Source organism: Archangium violaceum Cb vi76 (assembly GCF_000733295.1).
Classification (GTDB): domain Bacteria; phylum Myxococcota; class Myxococcia; order Myxococcales; family Myxococcaceae; genus Archangium; species Archangium violaceum.
Window position 1 is genome coordinate 1 of sequence record NZ_JPMI01000292.1, and the last position, 9,226, is coordinate 9,226.

Annotated in this window: 6 protein-coding genes and 1 pseudogene; 3 read left to right on the forward strand and 4 right to left on the reverse strand. The window is 67.7% G+C overall.

The genetic code is table 11. The features are described from left to right. Window positions 1–76 precede the first annotated feature (76 nt). Window positions 77–1,534: an Ig-like domain-containing protein gene (locus tag Q664_RS40385; RefSeq protein WP_043408877.1), complete on the forward strand. Its 1,458-nt coding sequence runs from the start codon at window positions 77–79 to the stop codon at window positions 1,532–1,534. A 124-nt stretch (window positions 1,535–1,658) separates the two neighbouring features. On the opposite strand, the gene Q664_RS40390 is transcribed toward Q664_RS40385, so the two are convergent. Genes Q664_RS40390 through Q664_RS40400 form a run of 3 tightly spaced genes read right to left on the reverse strand, consistent with a single transcriptional unit; the run spans window position 1,659 to window position 4,584 of the window. After that, entirely contained in the window at window positions 1,659–2,438 is a 780-nt protein-coding gene (locus Q664_RS40390; protein WP_043408881.1) for an alpha/beta fold hydrolase, read from the reverse strand. 17 nt (window positions 2,439–2,455) lie between these two features. Continuing rightward, entirely contained in the window at window positions 2,456–3,400 is a 945-nt protein-coding gene (gene corA / locus Q664_RS40395) for a magnesium/cobalt transporter CorA (RefSeq protein WP_043408884.1), read from the reverse strand. Then, complete coding sequence (locus Q664_RS40400; RefSeq protein WP_043408887.1) at window positions 3,397–4,584, reverse strand: esterase/lipase family protein; 1,188 nt, start codon at window positions 4,582–4,584, stop codon at window positions 3,397–3,399. The genes corA and Q664_RS40400 overlap by 4 nt, the downstream gene beginning before the upstream one ends. 112 nt (window positions 4,585–4,696) lie before the next feature. Here Q664_RS40400 and Q664_RS40405 point away from each other — a divergent pair, with 112 nt between their 5' ends. Continuing rightward, complete coding sequence (locus Q664_RS40405) at window positions 4,697–5,860, forward strand: hypothetical protein (protein ID WP_043408890.1); 1,164 nt, start codon at window positions 4,697–4,699, stop codon at window positions 5,858–5,860. Window positions 5,861–5,863: 3 nt separating this feature from the next. Here Q664_RS40405 and Q664_RS40410 read toward each other — a convergent pair whose 3' ends face one another. Further along, window positions 5,864–8,185: a phospholipase C/P1 nuclease family protein gene (locus tag Q664_RS40410; protein WP_052519272.1), complete on the reverse strand. Its 2,322-nt coding sequence runs from the start codon at window positions 8,183–8,185 to the stop codon at window positions 5,864–5,866. A gap of 420 nt (window positions 8,186–8,605) precedes the next feature. Here Q664_RS40410 and Q664_RS40415 point away from each other — a divergent pair. After that, window positions 8,606–9,226 (forward strand): annotated as a pseudogene (locus tag Q664_RS40415) (M4 family metallopeptidase); the annotation flags it as partial.

Genomic DNA, 9,226 nt, shown 5'->3' on the forward strand with positions numbered 1-9,226 from the left:
CCCTAGCTGGTACGCCTCTGGAGGCCGCCTTTCCTCGTCCTCTACCCCTACTAGCACCTGGACAGCTCCCACCACGGTGGGCACCTACACCCTGAGATTGTCCGTCATTGATGAGCACACGGCCACCAACACCATCAGTTTCACCGTACGCGTCTCCCAAGCCGCTGCCAAGGGAGCGGCCCAGGTCTCGGTGGGTTTCAGCACCTGGCCGGAGATATCGGGAGTCTATGCTTCACCCGCCCGCATGACCGCGGGTCAGACAGCATATGTGTCAGCTCGTGTCGTGGACACTGACGGCGATGTGCTCACCTATGCATGGACGACCGACTGCCAGGGCAGCTTTTCGGACGTCCATGTGCCATCGCCCACGTTCACCCTGTCCGCAGTGAACGGCCCCAGCTGCACCCTCACCCTCAGCGTCTCGGATGGGCGAGGCGGCACGAATACGGGCGCGATGACCATCCAGACGGGTCCAGCCAGCGCCAACTTCGCCCCCCAGATCACCTCCTTCTATCAAGCGTCTCCCCAGGCGGCGGGCGGGGAAAGCCTGTTGCTGTCCGTGGCCGCTCACGACCCCGAGGGAGGTGCGCTCACCTATGCCTGGAGCGCCACGGTTGGCGGCTTGTCGGGCCAGACCGATAGCAGCACCAACTCCTCCATCCGCTGGAAGGCTCCTGATTGCTTCGCCGACACAACTGTCACCGTTACCATCACTGACACTCAAGGGGCCACCACCTCTCGCGTCTTCGCCATCGCCTCCCTCTCCGCATGTGCTGGCTCGGCGTTCCAGGTGAGCGCGATGTCGTCCTCCGGCTGCACCGTCGTGATGGATCACAACGCCGCGACCGGCGACGATCGGGGTGGAATCGCCGTGACGGGCAACCATGTTTTCTATAACGGAGACAGCGGCCTTGGTCGCTTCAACATCAATGATCTGTCTGGGGGCACGCGGGTCGGAGCCGTCCACGACAGCATCTTCTCGAATCTGGCCAATGGCATGCTCTGGGTGCTCTGGGACAACACGACCCGGCAGGAGATCAACCACTACCCGTCACAAGCGACCCATCTCCGGCAGCTCACCGACAACGGTGCAGACACGGGGTTGTTCGTTCTGCTGTCCTCGCCCATCACCTTGGGCAACGGCTCTGCCTTGTTCGCGAGTTGGAACAAGCTGGTCATCTACAATGGGAGCGCCTTCTACGCCGTGAACCTCCAGACCGGACACGTCACTTCGCTGGGGACTCGAACCCTTTCGAGTGCGACCCGGTGCGAGAATTGGGCGAGCTGGGGTGTGGCCGAGTTCGTCAACAACGAGCATTACGTCCTCTACGCGAGCGGAAATACCATTCGGCGCATGCGTATTTCGGACGGTCTGGTCACGGACGCGTTCCCCTTCACGAACCTCACGGATATGTGCTCGTTCACCGTGTCGCCGGCAACCGGCCGGTGGTACTGGCATTACGAGTACGAGGGGCAGTGGGGTGGCACCAACGAGAATATCGGTTACTGCCCGGCCACCATCGTCAAGCCGTAGTGCGCGGCGCTCGCTGAGCATGAGCACGTGTGGCGCCCCGTGTCGTGGATGGGGTGGGGCGCCACACCTCTCCGGAGGGGATTGAGGCGGGCGCCTCCGGTGCCTTGGGACGTCCGCGCGGGTGCTACAGCCCGGACAGGAAGCTGTCGAGCACCGCGTTGAACTTCTCCGGCTGCTCCTGGTTGGGCAGGTGGGCCGCGTCTGGAATCACCTCCAGGCGCGCCCCGGTGACGAGGTCCGCCATCTGCTTCGCCTTCTCCAGCGGCGTCACCGGATCCTTCTCGCCCACCACCACCAGCGCGGGCCCGGCGTAGCGCGCGAGGATGTCCTTGCTGTCCGGCCGCAGCGCCATGCCCCGCTGTGCCGCCGCGAGGCCCGCCGGTGTCGCCGTCCTCATCATCGCCGCCACCTCGCGTCCCACCTCCGAGTCCGGTGTGGCCACCACCTTGGGCAGCAGCGCCCGCACCGCGGCCTCGGGCCCCTCTCTCAGCGCTTCCTGGGCCGAGGTCTCCCGCCGGGCGCGTCCCGCCTCGTCATCCGCCGTGGCCTGCGTGTCCACCAGCACCAGTCCCCGCACGCGTCCCGCGTCCTCGCGCAGCAGCGCCATGCTGGCGTACCCGCCCATGGACACTCCGCCCACCACCGCCGAGTCCACCTTCAGCGCGTCCAGCAGCGCCAGCGCGTCCTGGGCGATGCGGGCCATCTCCGTGGGGCCCTCGCCGAGCCCGCTCCGCCCGAAGCCCCGGATGTCCGGGATGATGAAGCGATAGCGCCCCGACAGCGCCTTCAATTGCTTCTCATACGCATCCCCGTTCAGCGGGAAGGCGTGGAACAGCAGCACGGGCAGCCCGTGGCCCTCGTCGCGGTAGTGCAGGGGAATTCCATCGACGGTGATGGTGAGCATGGGGTCCTCCAGGGACTTCAAATCCACCGGTTGCGCTTGAACCAGAACAGCAGGGCGATGGGCAGTCCGAAGACGGACACGATCATCACCCAGAAGAACTCCCGATTGGACAGGATGTCGAAGTTCTGTCCGAAGAAGCCCGTGATGAACGACAGCGGCAGGAAGACGGTCGCGATGATGGTTAGCTGTTTGCTGATCTCGCTCGTCCGGTTGGCCATCATGGACAGGTAGCCGTCCATCACGTTGCCCACCAGATCCCGCCCCGCGTCGATCTGCTCGTACAGCCGCACCAGGTGATCATACACGTCGCGGAAGTACAGCGCCGCGCGCTCCTGGATGTTGGGGATGCCCCTCCGGGACAGGAAGCCCAGCACGTCCCGTTGGGGCGACAGCACCCGCCGCAACGATACCAGCGCCCGCTTCATCTCGAAGATGCGCTGCAACTGCTCCGGCTGCGGGTGCTCGAAGACCGCCGACTCCAGGTCCTCCAGCTCGTCATTGAAGGTGTCCAGGACGGGGAAGTTGCGGTCCACCAGCGCGTCCGCCAGCAGGTACAGCATGAAGTCCACGCCGCGTTCCATCGTCGCCTGGGGCTCGTCCCGCACCCGCTGCCGCACCATCTCGAGCCCATCGAAGGGCAGCTCGTGGACGCTGATGAGCCAGTCCGGTCCCAGGAAGAAGTGGTGCTCGTGCAGCGTCAGATCACACACGTTCTTCGCGTTGGCGGTGAAGCCCTGGAGCACGATGAATTGATGGTTCGGGTACTCCTCCAGCTTGGGCCGCTGGTCCACGTGCAGGCAGTCCTCGATGGCCAGCTTGTGCAGCCCGTAGCGGTCCCCGAGCCGCTTCATCTCCTCCTCGGTCGGCTGGAGGACGTCTACCCACTTCGAGCCGGGCAGCTCCAGCAGATCCTCCCCTCCGAAGAGGGGCTTGCCTCCATTCATGACGACGACCTGGATCATGCGCGCACCCGGCTTCCGTCCACGAGGAAGTCGAGCACCCGATCCCACAGTCCGTTGAACTGGGGCGTCCGGAAGTGCGAGCCGGACTTGAGCCAGCCCACGTGCTCGGGTGGATCGTCGAAGTGGCCCAGCACGTCCAGGTGGTCGGCGACGACCGCGGTGATGAGCTCGCCCCACGGTTGGGTCCGCGTGGGGACGACGCCATCGCTCCGTTGGCGGTACTGCTCGCCGAAGACGTCCCGGAGCAGCCGATCATGGGTGGGGGAGGGCTCGGGCGTCCGCAGCTCCCGCGAGTCCGGATCGCTCTTCGTGTAGAGGAAGGAGTAGGCGCCGTAGATGACCTCGGGCTGGGGATCCAGCATCCGTAACGACACCAAGTCTCCCATACCGGGGTCGTTCTTGCCGGTGATGGCGCGGAGCAGGCCCAGGAAGCTCGGAGGCGGCGCGCCGGTGATGACCGAGCCGTAGCGCACGCCCGGCTGGTCCGGGTTGCCCTGGTTGAAGGCCACCATCTTCTCCGGGGTGAGATCCCCGATGATCGACTGATCCTTCCCCACCTGCTCGAGGAACTCCTCCAGCGTGGCCTGTTCGGTGGGGGTGAGATGGGCCATCAGCCGGGTGACCTGATCGAGCAGGGTGGCCTGGAAGCCGAGCTGATGGCCGGCCTCGCTGAGCGCGTAGAACAGGCGGAAGGCCAGGAACATCATCGGGCGAGGGCCCCGCCGCAGGGAGAACACGGTGAAGAGCCACAGCAGCCGCAGGAGCATCTCGCCCCGGCGATCCCGCAGGAAGAAGCTGGCCATGGGCGCGCCGTGGTGCGGCGTGGCCACGGACACCACCGAGCGCACACGCTCCAGCAGGTGGGGCGCCTGCCTGGGCATCCAGGTGGACACCAGACCCCGCGCGTCCACGCCTCCGGTGGAGTGCCCGATCAGGTGGATGACCGCGTCATCCTTCGAGGCCGTCTCCTCGATGGTCCGGAGGATGAGCCGGGCCCGGACCTCCAGGCTGGCCGTGGGGTGCCCCGTCACGGACTCCACCTCGGCGGTGTGGCCACGCTTCCGGAAGCCCTCCAGGAGCACGTCGCGGACATGCCCGAAGTAGACGATCCGCTCGGCTGGCTTCTCTCCCATATGGGTGAAACCGAAGAAGCCGGGAATGAGGTACACGCGGTGCTTCGCCATCCGGTCAGTCTAGGAGGGCGCGGAACCCTCGCAAGGGAAATGCCCGGATCCATACGCTCCGGCAGCCGAAGTGCGCGACGGGGCGCGCGGGACCCGATAGAGTGGGTGCGCCGTGGCCGCCGATACCCCCTCGCTCGCTCTGCCCCCCAAGCTCGAAGAGCTTCTCCAGTCCCTGTCCGACCGCGCTTTCGCCGAGCGCCTGCGCCTCGTGTACTCCGCGGCGGGGCAGGCCATCATCCGGCTGAGCGATCTGGACCTGCTGAAGTACGAGACCGCCCATGTGGAGGACAGCCCGGACCTGTCGCTCTGGGAGGAGATGGCGCCCGTCATCCGCGACACGGTGATGGACGTGAACGTGCTGCTCAACGTGGTGCGGGAGCAGTTCGCGTCCAAGCCAGCGGGAGGCGCGGGCTCCGGGGCGCCCCTGGCGGCCACCGTGGAGGCGCGGCGGGCCAAGGACGCCTCCGAGCTCTTGCTGGGGTGGATGCAGCAGCTGGCCCAGGGCATCACCCAGCTGGGCGAGACGATGCGCAATCCCTCGGTGGTGTCGGACCGGTGGACGCTGCTGGCGGAGATCCAGCGCCTGCGCGAGCGCTTCCGCGAGCAGATGGGCAACCTCGTCTTCGAGTCCGCCAGTGCCTTCGGGCCGGTGACGCGGCAGCAGGTGGTGCCCGGCCACGAGGCGGAGGTGAAGGCGGCGGTGATGGTGCGGGCCATCGTGGCGGACCTGTCGCGCATCGTCTCGGCGCGGCTGACCAAGGTGCGCGAGGCCGAGCCCGAGGACGTGCAGTGGAACGCCCAGCAGTTGCAGACGGAGCTGGATGCCTTCGGCCGCACCGCCGCCTACAAGCACCTGCGCGCGCAGGACAAGCGGCACATCATCGAGCTGCGCGTCCGGGCCGGGCGCATGGCCATCCAGGACAACCCCAGCAAGCAGGACGTGCTGACCGTGGTGGAGGAGCTGGACACCATCGTGCGCTCGCTCAGCCACGTGAACCAGCGGCAGCTCCTCATCGCCCATGACCGCGAGGTCTGGGCGGGCTGTGGGGTGCGGTTGGAGCGCTCCGTGGGGCTGCTGGACGCGGATCCTTCCGCCGCCGCGCGGGCCCTGGCCGAGGCGGCCGCCAGTGCCCAGTCCCTCTACGGGCGGGAGCCGCGGCTGGATGCCTTCCTGCGCAAGGCGCGCAAGACGCAGTTGTCCCAGCTCACCGGCGCCGAGCTGCGCGCCAACGTGGAGACCCTCCAGTCCCTGCTGGCCGGACTGGAGATCGGCTGAGTCTCACCGCCGCGGCGTGTGCCGGGCCACCTTCCGGGTCCCTCCGCCGCGCGTTCCACCTCGTGTCGGGGGATGCTCGCGGCGGACCGTCCGTGGGCGGGGCGCCGGAGTCCGGCGGGTCGCGGGGGCCTCCTTCTCGAGCACCAGGTCCCGGAGCCAGTTCGACGGGAGGAAGGCCGGGTCGCTGTAGAGGGCCAGCAGCTTCTGGGCGTCCACGGGACCGAGTTGGTGGGCCGGAATCTTCGTGCCGCCGCCCTCCCGCCAGGCGCTCTCCCAGAGCATGGCGAGGCAGAGCGCGCCCCTGGCCATGCAGTCGCACGTGCGCTCCCCGAGCACTTCCCACATGTGCGGAATCCGCTGGCGTCCGGTCTGGGCGTTGAAGGCCTCGATCACCTCCATGGGGGGCAGGGTGTCGATCGTGGCCCGCATGAGCTGCACGACGGCATCCGCCGCCGCGGCCCCGCCCCGGATCGTGTCCGTGACGTGTCTGCCCTGCACGCGTGCGTTCACGCCGGTGATCAGCTCGGCCGCCCGCCGATCCAACATCTTCGTCTCGTAGACGGCGTGGACATCTTCCTCGTCGGCATGACCGGGCCGTCCATGGTGCAGGAACGAGACATGGAGGGGCTGACAGGCGTCCCCCACGTAGTGGGCGAGGATGCCCGAGGCGCACAGGTACTCCGCCACCCGCCGTTCCCGGGCGTAGCCCACCATCGCGTCGTAGATCTGCCAGACCCGGAACGGCAGCGCGCCGTGCCCGGAGTTCTGTTTGACGCCGATGCTCTCGTAGAACTCGCGCCAGGCGGCGGGCGAGCGGCTGGAGGGATCCTTCTCCCACAGCTCGAGCAATGTCTTTCCCTCGAAGCGGCCCTGGCCCGGCTGATCCATGTCGGCGAAGTGGTTGATGGCGTCGCGCTTGCGCGTGGTGCGCCACACCAGGTCCGCCACGTCCGCGAGCGCGACGAAGTGCTCGGTGCCGGCACGGGGCAGCTCGCCGTGGGCGATGGCCTCGTCTCCCACCGAGATGCGCTCCGCGTTGGCGCTCAGCAGGTGCGCGAGCCGGCGGTTGGACACGAGCCCGCAGGCCGTGATGCCCACCTTGTAGTGGCCCACCTTTCCCCAGTACTCGCTCAGCCCGATGTCCCAGTCGCGCACGAGCTCGACGTCCAACGTGTGGCAGATGGAGCTCAGGCTGGTGGCGAGCGCGAAGGCATAGGTGTCTCCTCCGCCCGGAGTCATCAGCCGGTGCCCGCCCCACTGGAGGGCGAGCGGCCGCCATTGCCGGGCCCGGGCGCCGGTGGGCAGCGCCGCCCGTTCTTCCGGCCCGTGCTTGGGCTCGAAGAACCAGAGGGTGCCCGAGTCGCCGGGCCGCGTGGCCAGGGGTCCTCCGCCCTGGCGGGGGCCGATCATCAGGTCCGCCACGTAGTCGAAGCCTCCCAGGGCGCGGTAGCGGTAGAAGAGCCCGTGGATCTCCCCCTCGAGCGGGCCCGAGGCCCCGCCGAAGGCGCGCACGAAGCAGCCGATGAGATCCAACGAGAGGGTGTCGCAGTTGAGGTCCACCAGCGGCCCCAGCTCGCCCACGCCGAACACCTGGGCCGTCCACCCGCTCACGTCATCGAGCCGCACGAGGCCCGCGTCCAGGTTGGAGTATGTCCGGCTGCCGGGCCAGCCCGGGTACACCTCCGAGAAGGGCCGCTTGCCCACCTGGCTCTTCTGGCTGACGCCCACGCGGCGGCGCCGTCCCTGGATGAGGGTATGGACCTCGCGGCCCGGCTCACCCACCACGTGCCGGTTGGTGAGGGCGTGGATGGAGTCCCCATCCGTCACGAGACAGCCGAACGTCCCCAGGTGCTGGCGTCCCTGCACGTCCGTGAGCGCCGGATAGCCTCCACCCACCAGCCCCGAGGTGAAGGCGAGTGTCTGCAGGGGCGCGGGGGCCTGTTGCTGCCGCTCGGCGAGGATGACGCAGGTGGGCACCACCCGGCCGTCCGGCAGGTAGAGCAGGGGCGGAACGAGCTGCTCGGGCTGGTGGGCGAACTGCTCGGGCGTCATCCACTGATCCACGAACACCAGCACGCACGGCCAGGACCAGTGCCGGACCACCGTGTTGGACAGCGTCCGGGGCTCCGTGCTCCTGCCCGTGGACGAGGCATCCGGGCTCCCCGCGTCGGGATCTCCCCGGCGGATCCGATAGCGCCCGATGGCCGTCGCCACCACCGAGTCCAGGTGCGCGAGATGGATGTGGTACGCCTCGCGCGCCTCCAGCAGATCCTTGATGGACAGCGAACTGAAGTCCCTCGAGCTCAGCAAACCTTTCTTCGCCATGGCGCCACCCCCCGGCGGGCATCCACTTCCCAAGATGGGAGGAGTGGGGCGGGTTGGAAACGTGACAGGCCTTGGCGAGGGCTCGATCGCCCGCGGCTTTATCTCTTGCAGGCCAAACAATTTCAGGGCAAAGTGTTGCGATGCCAAGGAGTTGTGGGGTGTCTGGAATCAGGACACCGCTGTCTGGAATTGCTACAGCTCCTGGGGGGTGGATGAAAGCCATTGGAATCAGATGGCTTTGTGCCTGAAGTGTAAACACCCGATACAGAGCGGAGCGCGTTGAGGGTGACATCCGCACTCCACTGGCTGCGCCGGGTGATGCGTAAAGGCAGGCATTTCCACGGTTTATGGGTTGGCCCGCTTCCTGCTCATGGTTCCTGCGTCCGACGGCACCCCGCCGTTGAACAGGAGGAACCCCCAGTGTTTCGCACTCGCTTCCTTGCTGCCGCGCTGCTCGCCCTTCCCCTCGCCGCTTGCGAGGTCGACAACTCGCAGCTGCCCGACGGCGCCCCGAAGTCCGACCTGGCCGCTGACTCGCTGGGTGACGTGCAGGCCGCGCTCGCCGCGCTGCCCTCCGCCCAGGTTCTCGGCTCCAACGAGGACGGCGTTCCCTTCATGCTCAAGGGCAACCTGGACAACGTGAACGGCCTGCAGGGGATCGCCGCGGCCTTCCGCCTTGACGCCTCCGACCTGGTGATGAAGCGCACCACCGTGGACGAGCAGGGCAACACCCACATCCGCTACGGCCAGACCAAGAACGGCCTGCCGGTGTTCGGCGGCGAGCTCATCATCCACAAGGATGCGAGCGGCAAGATCTTCATGGCCAACGGCTCGGCCCGTGACGGCGAGGTCGTTCCGGCCAAGGCCCGCATCTCCGGCGAGGCCGCCAAGGCCGCTGCCCTGGACAACACCGTGGGCCGCCACATCGCCACCGAGGGCGATGCCAACCTGCTGTACATCCGCTCCGAGAAGGACAGCCGCCTCAAGCTGGTCTACGAGGTGGTGGTGACGGGCGAGGGCGCCGACCTCCCCATCCGCGAT

Excerpts from the sequence above, each read along its gene's own strand:
- Q664_RS40390 (WP_043408881.1), bottom strand. The coding sequence starts at position 2,438 with ATGCTCACCATCACCGTCGATGGAATTCCCCTGCACTACCGCGACGAG.
- corA (WP_043408884.1), bottom strand. The coding sequence starts at position 3,400 with ATGATCCAGGTCGTCGTCATGAATGGAGGCAAGCCCCTCTTCGGAGGG.
- Q664_RS40400 (WP_043408887.1), bottom strand. The coding sequence starts at position 4,584 with ATGGCGAAGCACCGCGTGTACCTCATTCCCGGCTTCTTCGGTTTCACC.
- Q664_RS40410 (WP_052519272.1), bottom strand. The coding sequence starts at position 8,185 with ATGGCGAAGAAAGGTTTGCTGAGCTCGAGGGACTTCAGTTCGCTGTCC.